Here is a 20,541-nt window from a genome sequence, read left to right on the forward strand (position 1 = left end):
TCACCTTCGGAGAGATTCATGAAGCACCGCCTGTCCGCATGCTCATACCGCTCGCCGGCCTTCATGCGCCTCGCCCTATTTTCGCCGTGCACCGCTGGTCTGCGCGCGAGCCGGTTCGCGTCGTTGAGTGCGTCCCTGAGTGCGTCCTTGAGCGCGCCCTTCCGTGCGTCGCTGCCAAGCGTACCGTCGTGCAAGCTCCTGATCGCTGCTCTCATAGCGGGCGCGGTTGCATTGACCGCGCCCACGGCCTTCGCGCAAAACGACGACACACCGCCCGCGCTCGATACCGCCAGCGCCGTCAAGGCGCCTGCCACGCCGTCCTCGCAGGTCGGCAAGCTCACGCTGGATCAGCAGGTCAAATGGCTGCGCGCCGCACAGCAGAGCGGCGCCATGGAAAAGCTCGGCGACGCGCAACTGGTCGCGCTCTTCCAGTCGCTCGATCCGCTCGCGTTACCGCGCTATATCAAGGAAGGGCCGAACGGCTATCCGTCGTACGAGTTCACGATGTCGCGTTCGGAACGCATTCACGGCCAGTGGCCCGACGAGCCCGATCACATGCTGGTGCGCGTCGCGCACGACCCGCTGCGCATCTACGCGAAGTGGCTGCCCGACGGCGCGCACGCCGGCCAGGAAATCATCTACGACGAGTCCAAACGGACCGACGAAATGTATGGACACCTGGGCGGCTTCATGAATGTGATGCCGGTGTGGACATCGCTGAACGGCGCCCTGGCGCGCGCGCAATCGAACCATCAGGTGCGCGATCTGGGCACCGAATACATTGCGAACCAGTACCTCGCCGAAGGCAGGAAATACATCGAGGCCGGCTTGCCGCGTTCGACGCAGGTGGAAGTCAAGACAATCGGCGGCGTGCGCGTGGTGGCCTTCACCTTCGAAACGCCGACCGGCCAGCCGCAGTTCTACGCGAAGAAAGAAACGCTCGGGCTCGATCTGCGGCATCCTTATTTCCGCACCGTCGGGTCTTACGGCAACGACGGCAAGATCTTCGAGAAGATCGTGTTCGAAACCATCACGCCGAAAACATTCGACGACTCGACCTTCGATCCGAAGAACAAGGCGTACAAGTTCTAGCTCCTGCGCGATACACGCGGCGCAAAAGCGAGTGCGAATGCGACATGGGCACGCCGTGTATGCGAACCCATGCTTTGCTCGTCGCTGTGTTCGATCACATGTCCCGCGCTTTTAGCGAGCTGGGTCAGCACGAAGTAATCGGAAGCGCGTGTGAGGCCGATCAGCGAGGCCGGCGAGAACACGGGCGCGGGCGTTGCGCAAAGCAGCGGTGCAAGTGTCGTGTACCAGAGCGCGCCGATATCGTCGCCGGTTTCGAAGACGGGCAACTGCCTGTGCGCGGCATAGGCGGCGAACGCGGCGCCGTACGCCAGCGTGGAATCGGCCACCGCCACCGTATTGCTACGCGCCGCCGCATGCGCGAGCCACGGCCACGCGCTGCCTGCCGCGCTCGAGAGCCAAGCGCCGGTCATCATGAAAGTGCGCCGGTCCATGCATCGCTCCTGTCGTCATGTCGCGCGTACGGCCCGCGCCCTTACGTGTAGCCGCGCCGGTCGCGCCACGCCGCCGGCCAGATGCCCTGCTTGCCTGGCGCGAGAATGCCGTTCGGGTCGAGCGCGTCCTTGATCGTTTCCGAGAGCCGCAGCAAGGCGCCGTCGTTGAAGCTGTATTGAGCCGCGGCAAAATCCATATACGCGAGATGCGCGCGATACTCACCATAGCCCGCCGCGCGCGCGTCGCTCATCAGAGAACGCAGTAGCGCGCCGGCCTGCTCGACCTGGTTCGGGTCGTCGCGGTCGAAGATCGCCGCGAAAATGTGATGCAGATGCCGCACACCCGCTGTAAAACCGCCGTAGTAATCGAAGCCGTATTCCGCGGCGCGCGCCTTGACCATCGTATATTGGCGCAACGCGTCGCGCCCGGTCGCGGGACACACCGGCGCGAAGTCCACATGCGCGCCCGCGCCGCCGCGCCAGTCGAGCATGCGAAACGCGGTCATCGCCGGAATGCCGGCAAGGTTGCGATCGCCGCCCCCCGTGGGCTGCGCATCGCCCGCGTAACGCGCCGCGAGCAAGCGCGCCTGCGGCACGCGCGCGAACGCGCGCTGCACGATCGCATGGCGCGCGTCGATCGATTCAGGTGTGCCGTAGAGCGCGAAATGCAGATTCCAGCGGCCGACGTTCAGCTTCTCGAGCATCGCGGTCACGGCGCTCTCGGGCATCACGCCCGGTCCGTCATACCACTGCGCGCGCGCCGACAAGCCGGCCGCGCGGCGCAAACCGCCTTCGATCACCGCGTGATTGCGGATCGTTTCATCGAGCCGCAACGGCCGCAAGATCTCCACGATCGCTTCGAGATCCGCTTCATGTTTGAACTGGATTTCGCCGAGCAGATATGCGGGCGGCGCGGGCATCAGCCAGACGCCCAGCTTGGTGACGATGCCGTAGTTCGACTGCATGAACATCGCGTCGAACGAGGGCCCGTAACCCGGCTGGTACAACTGCCAGGCGGTGCCGATGTCGATCCCGCCCATGCCCGTGCGCAACACGTCGCCGTTGGCCAGCACCACTTCCATGCCGCACTGCGACGCTGCGTGATCGCCGTATGCGGTATAGCCGAAGCCACGTTCGAGCGTATTGCCGACCACGCTGCCCCAACCGGCCGCGGGCGGATCGACCCACAGCTTGTAGCCCTTGTCGCGCAGATACGCATACAGATCGAAGTAACTGACGCCCGGCTCCACCAGTGCGTACGCCATGGCCTCGTTCACTTCGATGATGCGGTTCATCCTGTGCAGATCGAGCACCACCGAACCGGCGAGGCGAGGCGCGGCGCCGCCATACGCGAAGTTGCGTCCGGTGGAGACGGTCCACAATGGAATACGAAATTGATTGGCAATGCGCAGCACCGCGCGAATTTCATCGACGGAGCCCGGCAAGACGGCGGCACTGGCCGAAAACGCTTCGCGCTCGCCGGGCGCGAACGGATCGAGATACGTGGCGAGTCCGTCCGCGGAGGTCACCACCTGCGGCTCGCCGACAATCGAGCGCCAGCCGGCGAGCGCGCGATCGAACTGCGCGGCGGATACCTTCGGCGGCAAACTGCGAATCAAAGCATCTCCTTGGCCGCCGCGCGAGTCAGCGACAGTGAGTCAGCGGCGCATTCCCCCGCCGCCGCCATGCGACATGCCGCCCCATGTGTGCATGGGCTGCCCGCCATGCCACGCGCCGCGGCCGCCCATGCCATACGATCCGTGCACGCCATGCACATAGCGCACATGATCCATGTGATGAAAATGATGAAAGCGGTCAACGAACACGAACGACACGCCGACTCCGAACACCACCGGCGGCCCCCAGTACCATGGATCGTAGTAGTAGACGGGCCCATCCGCCAAGGTCTGCGCCGCGGCGTCGTCCTCGACGATCTGCCACGTGCCGTCCGGTTGCAGGCACGCGCGGCCGGTAATCTGCTGCATGACGCCGTCGATTTCCGCCTGCCCCGCCACAAACCGGCACATCGGCGCTTCCGATTGCGCCTCGACCGGCGCCGCGCACGCGGCGCACAGGCACATGCAGGCTACGCCGCAATACAGCCCGCCGCCGAACTGATGAAATGTGAGCATGATTGTGCTGCCTCGACGCGCCGGCGTTGCGACACGCAAGAAACGTGTCGGCACCGTGAAGACACCGTCGGTTTGCCTTGCCCGAGACCTTGCCGTGAACGCGCGCGGGCACGCGGCGACGGCACGGTCCAGCAACAGGTAAACGTTGCGTCGCGCGATGCTATTCCGCATGCGCGACGGGCACGCACGCGGTTTCTGTTACCGGGTGTTGCAGAACCGGCCGGGCGGCGGGCGGCCCAAGCCGAGTTGCGGCCACTACTGCCACGACTCCGGTTTGCCGCCGAGCGCGCTGCACACGTCGATGGCGATCGTGCGCAGCTTGCCTTCCGCGATCGGCCCGGACAGCGCGTAGCCCATGCCGTCGCTGACCCAGTAGAAGGTGCGCCGGTTGCCGTCGCGGAACAGGCGGAACGCGGTTTCGTCGCGCGATATACCGGTGACGTAGAGCGTGAGACGCGCGCCGCTGGTGTTCTCGTACATGAACTGCGCCGCCGGTCCCGCTTCGCCGGGCAACAGCCGCCCGCCCACCAGCGAGTAGCCGTATTCCTGCAAGGACGGCACCGAGAGCGGCCGGTTCAGCCGTTTGGAGAGCCAGTTGATCAGATGCTCTTCCTCGTTCGCGGCGACTTCCACCGGATGACGCCGCTCCGGCGTGTACACCGCGTAGGCGATGTCCGCGCGCTCGGCGAAGCTCGGCGGGCTGCCGCCCAGACCGCTCCATGCGCCGCCGGTCAGACGCGGCGCGAGCGGCCCAAGGGCGAGCGCGAGCCCGGCGCCCGCCGCCAGCCAGCAGGCCGCGACGCCCGCGCGCTGCCACCACGAGGTCCTCCGGCGCAGCACGATGAAAGCCGGTTCATCGGCCCCCTCGCGCTCATGGCGCTCCTGACGCTCGTCACGTTCGCTGCGCTGCGGCGCGCCGCATAGCACGCGCAACGCAGCCTTTTGCGCGCGCCAGGCGGCCACGCGCGCGGCGGCCTGCGGGTGCTGTTCCAGTTGGGCCTCGATCGCGGCGCGCTCCGCGGCCGGCAATTCGCCGTCGACAAACGCCGACAGCGCTCGCAGATCGAGCCCTTCGGGCAAGCTGGAATCGTAGTCGTCGCTGTTCATCACGGGTTTCTCACTACTTTCAACGGTGGATTTTTGCGCGCCGGCCCCTGAACCGGTCCGTCCGTCAGCAACGCGCGCATGTGTTCGCGCGCGCGCGAAAGCCGCGACATCACCGTGCCGATCGGCACGCCGAGCGCGCTCGACGCTTCCTGATAAGACAGTTCCTCCACGCAGACCAGCAACAGCACTTCGCGCTGTTCGACCGGCAGCAAATACAGCGCTCGCTGCAGATCGCGCAGCACGAGGCCGTCGACTTCCCCTTGAGGCGCTTCGAGATTACGCCACGGCGCACTCTCGTCGTCGACTGCAATCTCGCGGCGGCCGCGCAACTGGTCGATGTAGAGATGCCGCAGGATCGTCAGCAACCAAGCGCGCAGATTGCTGTCGGGCCGGAACGCCGCCCAACGGGCGAGCGCACGCTCCGCCGTATCCTGCACGAGGTCGTCGGCCCATGCGCGGTCGCCCGTCAGCGCGCGCGCGTAGCGGCGCAACTGCGGGAGCCACGAAATCACTTCAGCTTCGAAATTCACCCGGCGTGTGGCGCTCAGTAGCCGCCACCGCCGCCAGTGCCGCCACTCGTGCCGGAGGCGCCGCTGTCGGTCGCGGACGTGCACGCGCTCGTCGCGACCGTGCCAGCCGCAAGCGCCAGCACAACGAAGATGGCGGAAAGGATGCGGGATACTTTCATGGTGAGTCTCCTTGTGAGCGCCCGGACGCGTGGTGCGACCGGAAAACCGATCGGCCACGCGCACGATGCAGCGTCGCCATGCCTGATATAACGCGTTCAGGCGATGATTTATTCCGCTGAAAGCACGACCATGCGCTATCTTTTTCCGCCATCCGCGCCGCCCAGGCTTTTGTGTGTGGCGGAAGAACGCGGCGTTCGTCCGCAGATTCGTAACGCAACGTTACAGTCAATAGTTATCAGATGCTTATGTGCCCACAAGCCGTTATAGTGGACGCAGTTCGCCCGCCGACGCGTTCCGCCCTCACACAGGGTAGAATCGCGGCGAACAACCGTCTTTCTAACCTGAATTGTCCATGGCTTCCGCAGAATCGCATCCGCAAAACGACTTCATGAACGCTGCGCGCAAGGAACGAAAGCGCGTCGAGATCTACCTTGTCAACGGCATCCGCCTGACGGGGTGCATCGAGTCGTTCGATCAGTATCTGGTGATGCTGCGCACGCCTGTCGGCCTGCAAGGCATCTACAAGCGCGCGATCTCGACGATCCAGCTCGACACCGGTACGCGTCCGGCTCCGCGCGCGGGGCGTCCCTCGCACGGTGAGCACACCACGCGTGGCCCGCACGGTTCGCGTGAACCGCGCGATCATCGTGAGCCGCGCGAACCGCGTGAACCGCGCGAGTCGTATGGCGCACCGTCTTCGGACCGGCCTGCGCCGGATCGCAGCGGCAGCACGTCGGACGGCCCGGTGGTCGTCACGCGCCGCCGGCGTCTGTTCGGCACGGGCGGCGACGGCGGCAATCACGGTGGCGGCAACCATGGCGGCGGCAATCACGGCGGCAACGGCGGTAGCGAGTAAGCAGCAGCGGCAGCGCGCTTGGCTACTCCGTTGAATGGCCGAGCCGCTGCAAAATCTTTTCCAGACGCATCCCCTGCAGTTCCGTCAGTTCGAATCCGCATTTGACCGCCAGCACGCGGCGGCGCCAATACACGGCGTCCAGCAGGCGCTGCGCCGGTTGCTTCGTTGCCCAATCCAGGTGTTCCAGTTCAGCTTCCACGACGTGTGACGCGTTGAGGCGCTGCGCCGCGCTCGCGGTCTTTTTCCGGTTCATGTTGTCGCTGCCTTATTCACGGGTTCTGGTTGCGCCCCTCCCGAGCGCGACACGGCCGGTCTGCGGCATGCGTTGCGGTCTACCGGCCCACGCGGCCGGCGCTTGCTTTGGTTGTCCCGCGCGGCGCTGCGTCGACACACGGAAAACGAGTTGGTGTGCAATGGTTTTAAGTTCTGGCTGATGACGCCGTAGCGGCGCGGCCCTCGATTGGCTCGCGGCTTTGCAGCAGAAGATTTCGGCGCATAGTCTTAGCCCGTTCGGCCGATGTTCGCCAAGGCCCGCTTTGCGCTATGCTGGATTGCAGACTCTCTTCTCACGGAGCACGCCATGACCAGCAAGAAGCAACGCGAATCTGAATCCGCGGAAACGCAAGCGTCCGACAGCCGCCTCGACGAGGCACTTGAGGAAAGCTTTCCCGCCAGCGATCCGATCGCCGTCGACATGGCGGACCCGCATCACGTGCCGGAGAAGGGAGCGTCTCCGGAGGGAAAGAAGCGGCACTAGAGTCGGCCGCATTTTTGTCATACGGAGCACAAGGAAGCGAAGCAGCCGGCAAGGCAGCCCGCCGCCGCACAGCGGGTGCGTTGGGGTGTGGGCGCTCGTGGGCATGCCCGTGCAAGCAAATGGGATATCACGCCGAGCCATGCGCCGCGCGTGAGACGTGGCACTCGACACAAATGCGCGGAGCAAGCGAGCGGGTTGCTACTGCCGCGACAATGAGAAGTGGATTGAAGCCGTGAACCGCCCGCATGGATCGCGTGGACCTCGCGAACTACGTGCGTTGCACGGACCAAGCTGAAAAACGACCCGTCTTTCCGGTGGACCCGGCGGCACTTTCAGCACCCCACCGCGCCGCCCTGCCCACCTGCTGCTCATCAGACGGTCGCACTCAGTGCAAGGGCAAACCGCTGTCCAGCTGGCGCTGCAGATCGCGCACCTGACGCTGCGCGGCACGCAACTGATCTTGCGCGGAAGCCTTCTGCTGGGAGAGCGCGGTGGCTTCGGCGCGAGTCTGCTGCTGCTGGGCCGCCACAATGCTCTGCTGCTGACGCGCGACATCGAGGTCCGCCTGCAAGCGGTTGGCGCGGTCTTGCGACAACGCGATCATCCGGTCTGTAAACGCTTTTTGCGCCTCGAGTTGCGTGCGGCGAATTTCGACGTCCGACAGCTGCAACGTCTGACGCACGAAATCCTTGTAAATCATGTCGGCACGCCCCGCGTCCTGCGTCTTGATGACGCGCCAGAAATTTTTCTGCTGGAACAGCGCCACGTAGTACGTCATTTCCTTGCCGTAAAACAGCAAGCTCGCCCCATAGCTGCCGTTGTACGTGGTGCGCAATTCGCTCAGATCCGATCCGTGGATCATCTGCTGCAATTCCGCCACGTTGCCCGCCGCGGATTGCTTCGCTTCGTCGGGCGTGAGCGCAGAGGTCTGTGCCTGTCCTGTCTGTGAGGTAGCCGGCAACGCCGCCGTCGTGCTCGCCTCGGAAACAACGCCACCCCCGGCGCTGGCGCTGCTGTCAGACAAAGTCTGCGCATTGACGCCTTGCGCTGCCCACATCGCGATGAATGCGGCAAAGGCAATCTGTCGTAATTTCGACTTTTGGTCCATGTAATTCCTGCTTGAACAGTTTTTGTTTTAGTACAACTGTCTCATTATTACTCACTTTCGCGTGTTTCGGGCTCTTCGTCGAAAATTTGATACTTGCGCATCTTATCCCACAAAACCTTGCGGCTAGTGCACACCCAGAGCGCTCTATCCTGGCGGCGCCAATCGTTTGCGCCGAGCGCGGCCAGCACTCGGTTACGCTCGGCCATGTCCCATTTGCCGCGGTCCACGAGCACCTCTGTGACGCTCTCGGCCGGCACCGGTTGGCTGGTGCGCGCAAGCGCGGGAAGCCGTTGTAAGCCACACACATACGCGCTCGCGACCCGCCCGGCGGGTGACGCATCCGCGACACAAAAACGGCATACGAGGGAAAACCGCCGAAATTCGGGTATCGCAGCGAATGGACCGTCGTACTGGCGGCGCTCGCGCCGAGCACCCTGCAAATGGAAGCACACGAAGCATCGGGCGATTCGGGCTGGGGCGCGATACTGGAGTCGGCCATGCGTTCACGACGGGCTTCACGTATCGGCGCACGCTCACACCTAATGTCTCGTTCGACATGGCGCGCGTCCGCCTGCAGGCGGGTACGGCCTCGCCTTTGAAGCTTTCGTCGATCGCCTTCGGCTTCCGTATCCCGGATGCGAAGTACTACAGCCTGCATCTCCCGGTGGCCAAAGCGATCGGCGACGCGCCGATGGAGAGCGCATCGCGCAGTCCACGCATCAACGAGACGCTCTCGTACCAGCTGAATGGATCAGTAAAAGTGCCGCGTTCTGATTAGAGGGTCCACTATCAAACGACGCGCGCACTTTCACGTATTCTGCGCTGACGATGCGTCGCTCGCGGCGCGCAAGCCCAAATCTGCAAGCTGCGGATGGCACACGAAGGCAGCGGAAGTCGAACCTGAGGGACCATGCCAGCCATCACTCCGGCTGGCGTCTGACGACCCCGCGAAATGCCAATAATGCCGCGCGACCATGATCGCGCCGTCTTTAATCAAGGAGGAAGACAATGACGCAGTTCAGCCAACGCGCGCGCGCAATCGCGCTTCGCACAGCCAAGCATGCCGCGCTCGCCGGCGTATTGCTCGGCAGCGCCGTGATAGCCATGGCACAGTCCGACAGCCCCGTCGGCACGTGGCAAACCATCGACGATCATACCGGCCAGCCCAAGGCGCTCGTGCAAATCGCGCAGGATGGCAGCGGCGCGCTGAGCGGCAAGGTGATCAAGGGCCTCGGCGCGAACGACCAGCCGGATCGCCGCTGCACGGCCTGTACCGACGCGCGCAAGGATCAGCCGATTCTCGGCATGACGATCATCAGCGATATGAAGAAGAACGGCGACGCCTGGGATCACGGGCAGATTCTCGACCCGGAAAACGGCAAGCTCTACAAATGCAAGATGCACCTGGAAGACGGTGGCAACAAACTGGTCGTGCGAGGCTATATCGGCGTGTCGCTGCTAGGCCGCTCGCAGACTTGGGTTCGTCAGCAATGATGCGTGGGTAGTTCAGGTGCCGGTTGCAAAGCCCGGGTAGAACGATAAGAAACGGCCGACGATCGTAATCGTTCGGCCGTTTCTTTTGTTTGAAGACGCTGGGTTGAATCGATCATGCAGCGTGTTTGAAGGGCGAATGGAACGCGAACGGCGAAGACGGCAGCGGTTGGTTTGATGGCGGGCTGTACACCGCGGGCGTAACGACGGGAGCCTTCTCGGCTTGGACGCTCTTCGGTTTCCCATTCACGTGCGTGCGCATGCGCGCCTCCATCAAGCCGCAAAGCTCTTCGCTCGCCGCGCCGAACAATTGCTCCATTACACGGTTGAGCACGCCGGATTCGTACCACGCCTTGAAGCGGCGATGGCAGGTCTGGTAGGACGGATATTTGCGCGGCATGGCGGACCAAGTGGCGCCGCTATACATGACCCACAGCACGCCGTTGAGCACCGAGCGTGTATTGGCGAGCGGCCGGCCACGCAGTTCGGAGCGCGGCCGTAGCTCGGGAAGCAACGGTGCGACACGCTGCCATTCTTCGTCGTTGATGTCACGGTGGGGATTCATGGTTTCTCCTTTGTCAAAGCCGTGACAAAAGATATCCAGTCGTCCGCGGACGGAATATAAGACCAATCCGAATCTTGAAAATACGCCGGGCGACGGCGCGGCATCGGCAAACGGAGCGTGATCTATCGCAAAAGCGCCGCCGGCCGTGGCGCGCGACGCCTCAGGTCAGCGACGTATCGACGATTCGCCGAGGCGTATCGAGATATTCCTTCGACTGCATTTCTACGATGCGCGAGACCGTGCGCGCGAACTCGTTGGCCATCGGACCATCGACGTACAGTTGTTCGGGTGGCACCGCGGCAGACATCAGCAGCTTCACCTTGTGATCGTAAAACACGTCGATCAGCCACGTGAAGCGGCGCGCTTCCGAGGCCATACGCGCGGACATCTGCGGCACGCCGGAGAGGACCACCGCATGAAACCGGCTCGCCAGTTCCAGATAGTCGTTCTGCGAGCGCGGACCGCCGCACAAGGTGGCGAAGTCGAACCACACGACGCCGTCGGCACGGCGCAACGCCTTCAGCTCGCGCTTTTCGATATGCAGGATCGAGCTTTCGTCGGGCACCGCGGCAAGACGCGCGAACGCGTCGCGCAACGCCTTGTCGGCGGCGGCGCCGAGCGGCGTGTGATACACCTCGACCTGAGCCAGCGTACGTTGCCGGTAGTCGATGCCCGCATCGACGTTGATCACGTCGAGCTTTTCCTTGATGAGTTCGATCGCCGGCAACATGCGGTCGCGATGCAGGCCGTCCGGATACAGCGTGTCCGGGTCGTAGTTGGACGTCATCACGAACTGCACGCCGTTTTCGAACAGCTTGTCGAGCAGGCGGTACAGAATCATCGCGTCGGCGATATCCGACACGTGGAACTCGTCGAAACAGATCAGCCGGTAGCGTTTGGCAATACGACGCGCGAGTTCGTCGAGCGGATCGGCGGTGCCTTTCAGTTCTTCCAGCTCACGGTGCACTTCGCGCATGAACTCGTGGAAATGCAGACGCGTTTTCCGATGCAACGGCACGATCATGTAGAAGCTGTCCATCAGGAAGCTCTTGCCGCGCCCTACGCCGCCCCACATGTACACGCCGCGCGGCAGATCCGGATGGATCAGCAGTTTCTTGAACGCGTTCGAGCGGCGCGACTTATATTCGGCCCACTCTTCGTAGCACCGCTGCAGACGGTCCACCGCCGCGCGTTGCGCCGGGTCCGATTGGTAACCCCGCGTCTGCAGTTCTTTTTCGTAGTATTCGGTGACGTTCATTGTGTTGCTGCAAATAGAAAGGCGGGAGGGAGTGAACCCGCCCGCCTTCGTGGTAATGCCGGAGTACTGTCAGTCAGGCGTGCGCGTGATTACATGTTCAGCGCGCGCTTGTCGACGGCCAGTGCCGCCTCGCGCATGACTTCCGACAGCGACGGGTGCGGATGGCAAATGCGGCCGATATCTTCCGACGCCGCTTTGAATTCCATCGCCACCACGGCTTCCGCGATCAGGTCCGATGCGTTGGCCGAGATGATGTGCACGCCAAGCAGTTCGTCGGTCTTGGCGTCGGCGATCATCTTGACGAAACCATCCGCCTTGTTGATGCCGAGTGCGCGGCCGTTCGCCATGAACGGGAACTGGCCCGTCTTGATCTCGCGGCCTTCTGCCTTCAGCTGCTGTTCCGTCTTGCCGACCCACGCGATTTCCGGTTCGGTGTAGATCACCCACGGCACGCAGTTGTAGTCGATATGCGGCTTCTGACCGTCGATGATTTCGGCGACCAGCACGCCTTCGTCTTCAGCCTTGTGCGCGAGCATCGGGCCACGCACCACGTCGCCAATCGCGTACACGTTCGGCACGGCCGTCGCGCAGTGGTCGTCGACGTCGATGAAGCCGCGCTCGTTGGCCTTCAGGCCGATCGCTTCGAGACCGAGGTTGTCGGTGTTCGGCACCCGGCCGATCGACACGATCAGGCGGTCGGCTTCGAGCTTCTGCGCGTTGCCGTCCTTGTCCGTGTAGTTGATCGTCACGCTGTTATCGGTCGTGGTCACTTCGCCGACCTTCACGCCGACGTGGATGTCCAGACCCTGCTTCTTGAACTGCTTGGCCGCTTCTTTCGCGAGCGCCTGGTCAGCCGCGCCGAGGAATTCCGGCAGCGCTTCGAGCACGGTCACTTCCGCGCCCAGACGGCGCCACACCGAACCCAGTTCCAGACCGATCACACCCGCGCCGATCACGGCGAGTTTCTTCGGGGCCGTGTCGAAGCTCAGTGCGCCTTCGTTGTCGGCGACGATCTTGTTGTCGACCGGAATATTCGGCAGATGGCGTGCCTTCGAACCCGTGGCGATGATCACGTTCTTGGCCGTGACCGTTTCCGTTTCGCCTTCGCCGCTCACTTCGATCTGCACGCCGGCGTCCGTCTTGCCTGTGAACTTGCCGTGGCCCTTGAGCCACGTGATCTTGTTCTTGCGGAACAGGAATTCGATGCCCTTGGTCATCTTTTCGACGATGCCTTCTTTACGGGTCATCATCTTCGTAATATCGACGCTCACGTTTTCCACGGTGATGCCGTGGTCAGCGAGGTGATGCGACGCGTTTTCAAATTCTTCCGACGACGCGAGCAGCGCCTTCGACGGAATGCAACCCACGTTGAGACACGTGCCGCCGAGCTTCAGGGCGCCGGCCGGGTTCTTCCATTTTTCGATACATGCGACGGTCTTGCCGAGCTGCGCTGCGCGGATGGCGGCGATGTAACCGCCAGGGCCTGCGCCGATCACGACGACGTCAAATTCTTTGGACATGACAATCCTTTTGATAACGGAACGGCACGCGGCCGCGCTTCGTGGCGCGCGGCGTTCCTGTACTGCGGAATGCTAGAGGCGTACTGCTTGCGGGTTGCTTGCTTAAGACCTATATGGCGCCGGCTTGCTGAATGACAAGCCGGCGCCCGCCGAACCGGCGCTTACAGGTCGAGCAGCAGGCGCGCCGGGTCTTCCAGCGCATCCTTCATGGCGACCAGCGACAGCACCGCTTCGCGACCGTCGATGATGCGGTGGTCGTACGACAGCGCCAGGTAGTTCATCGGGCGGATCACGATCTGGCCGTTCTCGACCACAGCGCGTTCCTTCGTGGCGTGCACGCCCAGAATCGCGGATTGCGGCGGGTTGATGATCGGGGTCGACAGCATCGAACCGAACACACCGCCGTTCGAGATCGAGAACGTACCGCCGGTCATTTCGTCGATCGACAGCTTGCCGTCTTTCGCCTTCTGGCCGAATTCGGCGATCTTCTTCTCGATTTCGGCGAGGCTCAGCTGATCCGCATTGCGCAGGATCGGCACCACCAGACCGCGCGGCGAACCGACAGCGATACCGATGTCGAAGTAGCCGTGATAGACGATGTCGTTACCGTCGATCGACGCGTTCACCAGCGGGAACTTCTTCAGCGCGTGAACCGCCGCCTTCACGAAGAACGACATGAAGCCGAGCTTCACGCCATGTTCCTTTTCGAACCGGTCTTTGTACTTGTTGCGCAGGTCCATCACCGGCGCCATGTTCACTTCGTTGAACGTGGTCAGGATGGCGTTGGTTTGCTGCGACTCGAGCAGACGCTCGGCGATACGCGCGCGCAGACGCGACATCGGCACGCGTTGTTCCGGACGATCCTTCAGCCATTGGTCAGCCGAAGCCGGCGCCTTGACGTCCGGCAGCGACGGCTTGGCAGCCTTCGGTGCGGCGGCGGGAGCCGGAGCCGGTGCGGCCTTGGCAGCAGGAGCGCCCGCGGTCAGCACGTCGCCCTTGGTGATGCGGCCGTCGCGGCCCGTGCCGGCGACGTCGCCCGCGCCCAGACCCTTTTCGGCCATCAGCTTGCCGGCAGCCGGCGAAGCGGCGGCGTTCGCCCCCGTTGCGGATGCGGCTTGAGCCGCCGGCGCCGCTGCGGCGGCAGGTGCCGGTGCGGCTTCCGGAGCGGGCTTCACTTCGGCTTCGACAGCAGCGGCGCCTGCCGTGCCTTCGGTGTCGATCTTGGCGATCACCTGATCAGCCGTGACGGTATCGCCGTCGTTCGCGATGACTTGCGCGAGCACGCCGGCCGAGGGTGCCGGCACTTCGAGCACGACCTTGTCGGTCTCGATTTCGATGAGAATTTCGTCTTGAGCAACCGCTTCGCCCGGCTTCTTCTTCCACTGCAGCATCGTGGCTTCCGAGACCGACTCGGAGAGCTGGGGAACCTTGACTTCAACAATAGCCATTTTGTGAATATCCTGAATACGTATCGGGTGACGGCGCGCGATCCATGGATCCGTCGACCGCCTGCGAACCTCGAATGCCGCAACTGATCTGTTCGGATGCGGCACGGGAAAGCGCGTGGCGCTTTCCCGGTTCGGTTTTAGTGTTTATTTGGCGATCGACGCGCTCTTGAGGCGGCCGAAAGCGCCTTCGACCAGCGCCTTCTGCTGCTCGTAGTGCTTCGCGTAGTAGCCGACTGCCGGCGAGGCCGAAGCCGGACGTCCGCTGTATGCCAGCTTCTGACCTTCCTTCATGCCTTCCTTCAGGTGGTGCTCGATGTAGAACCACGGGCCCTGATTCTGCGGCTCGTCCTGCACCCAGACCACTTCGGTCGCGTTGTCGTACTTCTTCATTTCCGCTTCGAACTGCTTATGCGCGAACGGATAGAGCTGTTCGATACGGATGATCGCGACGTCGTTCGACTTCGATTCGCGGCGATGTGCGAGCAGGTCGTAGTACACGCGGCCCGAGCACACGACTACGCGCTTGACCTTCTTCGCGTCGATGGCTTCGTCGATTTCGCCGAGAATCGGCTGGAACGCGCCCTTCGCCAGTTCCGACAGATCCGACACTGCTTCCTTGTGGCGCAGCAGCGACTTCGGCGTGGCGACGATCAGCGGCTTGCGGAACAGACGGATCATCTGACGGCGCAGCAGGTGGAAAATCTGCGCCGGAGTGGTCGGTTGAACGACCTGCATGTTGTGGTCTGCGCACAGTTGCAGGAAACGTTCGATACGCGTGGACGAGTGCTCCGGACCCTGGCCTTCGTAGCCGTGCGGCAGCAGCATCGTCAGACCCGACACGCGGCCCCACTTCACTTCGCCCGACGAGATGAACTGGTCGATCACGACTTGCGCGCCGTTCACGAAGTCGCCGAACTGCGCCTCCCACGCGACGAACGTGTTCGGTTCAGCCGTGGAGTAACCGTATTCGAAGCCCAGCACCGCTTCTTCCGACAGCACCGAGTCGATCACCGTGAACTTCGCCTGACCTTCGGCGATGTTCTGCAGCGGCACGTACGTGCCGTCGTTCCAGCGTTCGCGGTTCTGATCGTGCAGCACCGCGTGACGGTGCGTGAACGTGCCGCGGCCCGAGTCCTGACCCGTCAGGCGCACGGCATAACCGGACGCGACCAGCGACGCGAACGCCAGGTGCTCGCCCATGCCCCAGTCGAGCTTCGCTTCGCCACGGCCCATCGCGCGACGGTCGTTGATGACGCGCTCGACCAGCGGGTGAACCTTGAAGTTTTCCGGCACCGTGGTGATGCGTTCGGCGAGGCGCTTCAGTTCCGCGAGCGGCACGGCCGTGTCGGCTGCGTCGGTCCACTTGCGGTTCAGGAACGGCACCCAGTCCACCGCGTACTTGCTCTTGTAGTTCGAGAGCACCGGGTCGACGGTGTGATGGCCTTCGTCCATCGCCTTGCGGTAAGCCTTGACGAATTCGTCGCCTTCTTCCGCGGTGATCACACCTTGCTGCACCAGCTTTTCAGCGTACAGTGCGCGCGTGCCCGGGTGCTTGGCGATCGTCTTGTACATGAGCGGCTGCGTGACGGCCGGCGTGTCCTGCTCGTTGTGGCCAAGCTTGCGGAAGCAGACGATGTCGACGACGACATCTTTGTGGAACTGCATCCGGAAGTCGATAGCCAGTTGCGTAGCCAGCACGACCGCTTCAGGATCGTCGCCGTTCACGTGCAGCACCGGCGCTTCGATCATCTTGACGACGTCCGAGCAGTACAACGTGGAGCGCGAGTCGCGCGGGTCCGACGTCGTGAAGCCGATCTGGTTGTTGATGACGATGTGCAGCGTGCCGTGCGTGCCGTAACCGCGCGTTTGCGCAAGGTTCAGCGTTTCCATCACGACGCCCTGGCCCGCGAAAGCCGCGTCGCCGTGGATCTGCACCGGCAGCACTTGCAGGCCGCTGTCGTCGCCGCGACGGTCCATACGGGCCTTCGCCGAACCTTCGACCACCGGGTTGACGATTTCGAGGTGCGACGGGTTGAACGCGAGCGACAGGTGAACCGGGCCGCCTTCGGTCGAGACGTCCGACGAGAAACCCTTGTGGTACTTCACGTCGCCGGCCGGCAGGTCGTCGTGGTGCTTGCCTTCGAATTCGGCGAAGAGGTCAGCCGGCATCTTGCCGAGCGTATTGACCAGCACGTTCAGACGGCCACGGTGAGCCATGCCGATGACGATTTCCTGAACGCCGTTGGCGCCGCCATGACGCACGACTTCGTCCATCGACGCGATGAAGCTTTCGCCGCCTTCGAGCGAGAAGCGTTTCTGGCCGACGTACTTGGTGTGCAGGAAGCGCTCGAGGCCTTCAGCGGCCGTCAAACGGTTCAGGATGTGCTTTTTCTTTTCGTTCGAGAAGTTCGGCGTCGAACGGATCGATTCGAGCTTCTCTTTCCACCAGCGCTTCTGTTCCGGATCGCTGATGTACATGTACTCGGCGCCGAGCGTGCCGCAGTACGTGTCGCGCAATGCCTTGACGATCTCACGCAGCGACGCGCGCTCGAATCCGAAATACAGATTCGTGGCGCTGAACTCCTGGTCCATGTCGGCTTCGGTGAAGTCGTAGAACGCGGGTTCGAGTTCGGGGATCGCGGGACGTTCGCGGCGCTTCAGCGGATCGAGGTTGGCCCATTGCGAGCCGAGAAAGCGATATGCGCCGATGAGGGACTGCACATAGACTTGCTTGCGAGCGGTAGCGAGATCTTCGCCGCCGGTTGCCGTGCGCGGGATGAAGGCATTTGCCTTGGCCCGTTGTGCAAACGATTCGACGATCGGGCCATGGGCCACGTCGTTGGCATTGCTGCCATCCGATGCAGGGACGTTCTGCAACGCGTCGAAATAGCTGCGCCAGTTCTCGGGCACTGACGCCGGATTATCGAGATACGCTTCGTACATTTCTTCTACGTACGGAGCATTGCCGCCGAACAGATAAGAGTTCGACTGGAATTGCTTCATCATTTTTACGCTCACCTTTCTTCGAGTTTCTCGAGAAATAGCGGGTTACAGAACCTTCCGCGACACGGCCTGACCGTTTAGCGGATTGCGCGAATCAAGTCTTGCTTGGAAGGACCTAAAACTTTGCACCCGGGGAGCATATCACATAACGGATAGGGCAGATAGCAGACGGATTGCCGCTCAAGCCCGTCCCGACGGGCTTTCGGGCCACTTTCACAGCCCGCAACAGTCTTCTGCAGGAACGGGGACAAACGGATGCACGCCCGTCAGCCATGGCTCAATTAGCGTTGCCTAAGCCCGGAAACGGCGAAAGCCACCCGAAGGTGGCTTCCGCTTGGCAACTATGACTTCGTACCGACTAAAGCCGATGCGCTGCCTGGCTTAGTCCACGGCGCCCTTGCGGCTCGCGCTGCGACGCTCGTGTTCCTTCAGGTAACGCTTGCGCAGACGGATGGACTGCGGCGTGACTTCGACCAGCTCGTCGTCGTCGATGAATTCGACCGCGTATTCCAGCGACATCTGGATCGGCGGCACGAGGCGCACGGCTTCGTCCGTACCCGACGAACGCACGTTGGTCAGCTGCTTGCCCTTGATCGGGTTCACGACCAGGTCGTTGTCACGGCTGTGAATGCCGATGATCATGCCTTCGTACAGCGGCTCGCCCGGCGACACGAACATGCGGCCGCGATCCTGCAGTTTCCACAGTGCGTACGCGACTGCCGCGCCGTCGTCCTGCGAAATCAGCACACCGTTGCGACGCTCGCCGACCGCGCCTTCCTTGACCGGCTGATACGAGTCGAACGTGTGGCTCATCAGGCCCGTGCCGCGCGTGAGCGTGAGGAATTCCGACTGGAAGCCGATCAGGCCACGCGCCGAAATACGGTACTCGAGACGCGTCCGGCCACGGCCGTCCGACGCCATGTCGAGCATTTCCCCCTTGCGGCGGCCCAGCTCTTCCATCACGCCGCCCTGGTGGCCGTCTTCCATGTCGACGGTCAGGTTTTCGTACGGCTCGTGCTTCACGCCGTCGACTTCCGTCATCACCACACGCGGACGCGACACGGCCAGCTCGTAACCTTCGCGGCGCATGTTTTCCACGAGAATAGTCAGGTGCAGTTCACCGCGACCCGCCACTTCGAAGGTGGTTTCGTCGCCGGTTTCCTTCACGCGCAACGCGACGTTGTGGTTCAGTTCCTTCATCAGGCGGTCACGGATCTGACGGCTCGTGACGAACTTGCCTTCGCGGCCGGCCAGCGGCGACGAATTGACGAGGAAGTTCATGGTCAGCGTCGGTTCGTCGACGGTGATCATGGGCAGCGCTTCCGGCTGTTCCGGCGCGCAGATAGTCACGCCAATGCCGATTTCTTCGATGCCGTTGATCAGCACGATGTCGCCGGCTTCAGCCGAATCCACCTGCACGCGCTCCAGACCCTTGAACGACAGCACCTGGTTGATCTTACGATTCAGAATCGCGCCATCAGGACCCGAACGCACGGCGACCGACATGCCCGGCTTGATCGTGCCGCGCGTGATGCGGCCCACGCCGATACGGCCGACATACGACGAGTAGTCCAGCGACGTGATCTGCAATTGCAGCGGCGCCGACGGATCGGCCGGGCGAACCGGCACGTGTTCCAGCACGGCCTCGAACAGCGGGCGCATATCGCCTTCGCGCACGTCCGGCGTCAAGCCTGCGTAGCCATTCAGACCCGATGCGTAGACGATCGGGAAGTCGAGTTGTTCGTCGGTTGCGCCCAGCTTGTCGAACAGGTCGAACGTCTGGTTGATCACCCAGTCGATCCGCGCGCCCGGACGGTCCACCTTGTTGACCACGACGATCGGTTTCAGGCCGAGCGCCAGCGCCTTCTTGGTCACGAAGCGCGTTTGCGGCATCGGGCCTTCGACGGCGTCGACCAACAGCAGCACCGAGTCGACCATCGACAGCACGCGCTCCACTTCACCGCCGAAGTCGGCGTGGCCCGGCGTGTCGACGATGTTGATGTGCGTACCTTCGTACTCGACCGCGCAGTTCTTCGAAAGAATCGTGATGCCACGTTCTTTTTCGATGTCGTTCGAATCCATCACGCGCTCAGCGATCTGCTGGTTGTCACGGAACGTGGCGGTCTGGCGGAGAAGCTGGTCGACGAGCGTGGTTTTGCCGTGGTCGACGTGAGCAATGATGGCGATGTTGCGTAGGGCGCGAGTCATAGGAACCTGGAGACAGTTGAGTGCGCCAGCAGCAGCATTGTGTGAACGAAACCAACAAAGCCCAAAGCGCACTTTTGGGAACCCAATATTGTAGCACGCACAAATGAAGCTTTCTGGTATTCCCTGATAGAGCCGCCGTAGTCCACGCAGCGGCGTGTCAGGAAAATGAAACATAAGCTGACGGGCGAAACCCTACGCAAAATCACGCGGAATGTGACTTGAGCGGGGAAAGTTCGTTGCCTAAGCTGTAATAACACTTGCCGCGTCAATCAACGGCCCCCTATAATCCTGCTTAGTCAACCATTGCATTCGCACGAGAATCATGACGGAGCCGTCGTCTACCCCCACGACAGAGGTCAGCGAGTATCAGCTAGGCGAAAGCGTCGGCTATCTGATCTCGCGAGTGAAATCGACCCTGTCGAACCTGGTCACCCAGCGCAGCATGGCCGAACTGGGTATTACCAGCCAACAAGGCAGCATCCTGTTCATGGTGGCGAGCGGCAAATGCCTGCTGGCCGCCGAACTGGCCCGTGAATACGGTATCGACGCAAGTGCCGTCACGCGTCTGATCGACCGGCTGGAGAAACGTGGCCTGCTGACGCGGGTGCGCAGCAATGAAGACCGCCGCGTCGTGCGCCTCGCGCTGACGCCGGAAGGTCATGCCATCGCCGCCAGAATGCCCGCTATTTTCACCGGCGTGCTGGACAGTCTGCTAGGCGGCTTCACCCCGGAAGAAGTAGGTTTTCTGAAGAGCATGCTGCGTCGAGTGCTCATTAATTCCGGGGAACAAACGGGGCTAACCCGTGATGCAGCAAGCAATTTCGACAGCAAATCGTAAAAAATTGCTTGCAGCGTCCATCATTACATTTCACTCAA

Annotated in this window: 19 protein-coding genes and 2 pseudogenes; 6 read left to right on the forward strand and 15 right to left on the reverse strand. The window is 62.7% G+C overall.

What is annotated here, in order from left to right; all coding sequences use genetic code 11:
- Positions 1 to 18 precede the first annotated feature (18 nt).
- Positions 19 to 1,092 (forward strand): DUF1571 domain-containing protein, encoded by a 1,074-nt coding sequence (locus RI103_RS11785; protein WP_310812196.1) that lies wholly within the window; start codon positions 19 to 21, stop codon positions 1,090 to 1,092.
- On the opposite strand, the gene RI103_RS11790 is transcribed toward RI103_RS11785, so the two are convergent.
- The 6 genes from RI103_RS11790 to RI103_RS11815 form a co-directional block, all read right to left on the reverse strand.
- The gene (locus tag RI103_RS11790; RefSeq protein WP_310812197.1) at positions 1,089 to 1,523 is read right to left on the reverse strand and encodes a hypothetical protein; all 435 of its coding nucleotides are present in this window, start codon (positions 1,521 to 1,523) and stop codon (positions 1,089 to 1,091) included. The genes RI103_RS11785 and RI103_RS11790 overlap by 4 nt on opposite strands.
- Positions 1,524 to 1,564: 41 nt before the next feature.
- Positions 1,565 to 3,142, reverse strand: a complete 1,578-nt coding sequence (locus RI103_RS11795; protein ID WP_310812198.1) for an FAD-binding oxidoreductase — start codon at positions 3,140 to 3,142, stop codon at positions 1,565 to 1,567.
- Between the two features lie 39 nt (positions 3,143 to 3,181).
- Entirely contained in the window at positions 3,182 to 3,655 is a 474-nt protein-coding gene (locus RI103_RS11800; protein ID WP_310812199.1) for a hypothetical protein, read from the reverse strand.
- 255 nt (positions 3,656 to 3,910) lie between these two features.
- Complete coding sequence (locus RI103_RS11805) at positions 3,911 to 4,762, reverse strand: anti-sigma factor (protein WP_310812200.1); 852 nt, start codon at positions 4,760 to 4,762, stop codon at positions 3,911 to 3,913.
- Positions 4,762 to 5,292 (reverse strand): sigma-70 family RNA polymerase sigma factor, encoded by a 531-nt coding sequence (locus RI103_RS11810; protein WP_310812201.1) that lies wholly within the window; start codon positions 5,290 to 5,292, stop codon positions 4,762 to 4,764. Before RI103_RS11810 ends, RI103_RS11805 begins: the two co-directional genes overlap by 1 nt.
- Before the next feature lie 14 nt (positions 5,293 to 5,306).
- Complete coding sequence (locus RI103_RS11815) at positions 5,307 to 5,450, reverse strand: hypothetical protein (protein WP_310812202.1); 144 nt, start codon at positions 5,448 to 5,450, stop codon at positions 5,307 to 5,309.
- A gap of 353 nt (positions 5,451 to 5,803) precedes the next feature.
- Here RI103_RS11815 and hfq point away from each other — a divergent pair, with 353 nt between their 5' ends.
- A complete protein-coding gene (gene hfq, locus RI103_RS11820) occupies positions 5,804 to 6,307 on the forward strand; it encodes an RNA chaperone Hfq (RefSeq protein WP_310812203.1) in 504 nt (167 codons plus the stop codon).
- A 22-nt stretch (positions 6,308 to 6,329) separates the two neighbouring features.
- Here the strand turns inward: hfq and RI103_RS11825 are convergent, their stop codons facing one another.
- Positions 6,330 to 6,560 carry a hypothetical protein gene (locus tag RI103_RS11825; RefSeq protein WP_310812204.1) on the reverse strand — a complete coding sequence of 77 codons (231 nt, stop codon included), beginning with the start codon at positions 6,558 to 6,560 and terminating at the stop codon, positions 6,330 to 6,332.
- A gap of 327 nt (positions 6,561 to 6,887) precedes the next feature.
- Between RI103_RS11825 and RI103_RS11830 the strand changes: the two genes are divergently transcribed.
- The gene (locus RI103_RS11830) at positions 6,888 to 7,064 is read left to right on the forward strand and encodes a hypothetical protein (RefSeq protein WP_310812205.1); all 177 of its coding nucleotides are present in this window, start codon (positions 6,888 to 6,890) and stop codon (positions 7,062 to 7,064) included.
- A gap of 385 nt (positions 7,065 to 7,449) precedes the next feature.
- On the opposite strand, the gene RI103_RS11835 is transcribed toward RI103_RS11830, so the two are convergent.
- Both RI103_RS11835 and RI103_RS11840 read right to left on the reverse strand, forming a co-directional pair.
- Positions 7,450 to 8,172 carry a DUF2968 domain-containing protein gene (locus tag RI103_RS11835; RefSeq protein ID WP_310812206.1) on the reverse strand — a complete coding sequence of 241 codons (723 nt, stop codon included), beginning with the start codon at positions 8,170 to 8,172 and terminating at the stop codon, positions 7,450 to 7,452.
- 47 nt (positions 8,173 to 8,219) lie between these two features.
- Positions 8,220 to 8,468, reverse strand: a pseudogene (locus tag RI103_RS11840) (sigma-54-dependent Fis family transcriptional regulator); the annotation flags it as partial.
- A gap of 156 nt (positions 8,469 to 8,624) precedes the next feature.
- Between RI103_RS11840 and RI103_RS11845 the strand changes: the two are divergent.
- Positions 8,625 to 8,950: pseudogene (locus RI103_RS11845) on the forward strand (ShlB/FhaC/HecB family hemolysin secretion/activation protein); the annotation flags it as partial.
- 230 nt (positions 8,951 to 9,180) lie between these two features.
- On the forward strand, positions 9,181 to 9,666 hold the full coding sequence (locus tag RI103_RS11850; RefSeq protein ID WP_310812207.1) for a DUF2147 domain-containing protein: 486 nt from the start codon (positions 9,181 to 9,183) through the stop codon (positions 9,664 to 9,666).
- Positions 9,667 to 9,778: 112 nt separating this feature from the next.
- Here RI103_RS11850 and RI103_RS11855 read toward each other — a convergent pair whose 3' ends face one another.
- The 6 genes from RI103_RS11855 to typA form a co-directional block, all read right to left on the reverse strand.
- A complete protein-coding gene (locus RI103_RS11855) occupies positions 9,779 to 10,228 on the reverse strand; it encodes a transposase (RefSeq protein WP_310812208.1) in 450 nt (149 codons plus the stop codon).
- Between the two features lie 160 nt (positions 10,229 to 10,388).
- The gene (gene zapE / locus RI103_RS11860) at positions 10,389 to 11,486 is read right to left on the reverse strand and encodes a cell division protein ZapE (protein WP_310812209.1); all 1,098 of its coding nucleotides are present in this window, start codon (positions 11,484 to 11,486) and stop codon (positions 10,389 to 10,391) included.
- A gap of 89 nt (positions 11,487 to 11,575) precedes the next feature.
- Positions 11,576 to 13,006 (reverse strand): dihydrolipoyl dehydrogenase, encoded by a 1,431-nt coding sequence (lpdA, locus tag RI103_RS11865; protein ID WP_310812210.1) that lies wholly within the window; start codon positions 13,004 to 13,006, stop codon positions 11,576 to 11,578.
- Positions 13,007 to 13,167: 161 nt separating this feature from the next.
- Positions 13,168 to 14,454 (reverse strand): 2-oxoglutarate dehydrogenase complex dihydrolipoyllysine-residue succinyltransferase, encoded by a 1,287-nt coding sequence (gene odhB, locus RI103_RS11870; RefSeq protein WP_310812211.1) that lies wholly within the window; start codon positions 14,452 to 14,454, stop codon positions 13,168 to 13,170.
- Positions 14,455 to 14,598: 144 nt separating this feature from the next.
- Entirely contained in the window at positions 14,599 to 17,460 is a 2,862-nt protein-coding gene (locus RI103_RS11875; RefSeq protein ID WP_310812212.1) for a 2-oxoglutarate dehydrogenase E1 component, read from the reverse strand.
- Positions 17,461 to 17,838: 378 nt separating this feature from the next.
- The gene (typA, locus tag RI103_RS11880; protein WP_310812213.1) at positions 17,839 to 19,665 is read right to left on the reverse strand and encodes a translational GTPase TypA; all 1,827 of its coding nucleotides are present in this window, start codon (positions 19,663 to 19,665) and stop codon (positions 17,839 to 17,841) included.
- A 322-nt stretch (positions 19,666 to 19,987) separates the two neighbouring features.
- Here typA and RI103_RS11885 point away from each other — a divergent pair, with 322 nt between their 5' ends.
- On the forward strand, positions 19,988 to 20,503 hold the full coding sequence (locus tag RI103_RS11885; protein ID WP_310812214.1) for a MarR family winged helix-turn-helix transcriptional regulator: 516 nt from the start codon (positions 19,988 to 19,990) through the stop codon (positions 20,501 to 20,503).
- Positions 20,504 to 20,541: the final 38 nt, after the last annotated feature.

It is taken from the genome of Paraburkholderia sp. FT54, from assembly GCF_031585635.1.
Lineage (GTDB): Bacteria > Pseudomonadota > Gammaproteobacteria > Burkholderiales > Burkholderiaceae > Paraburkholderia.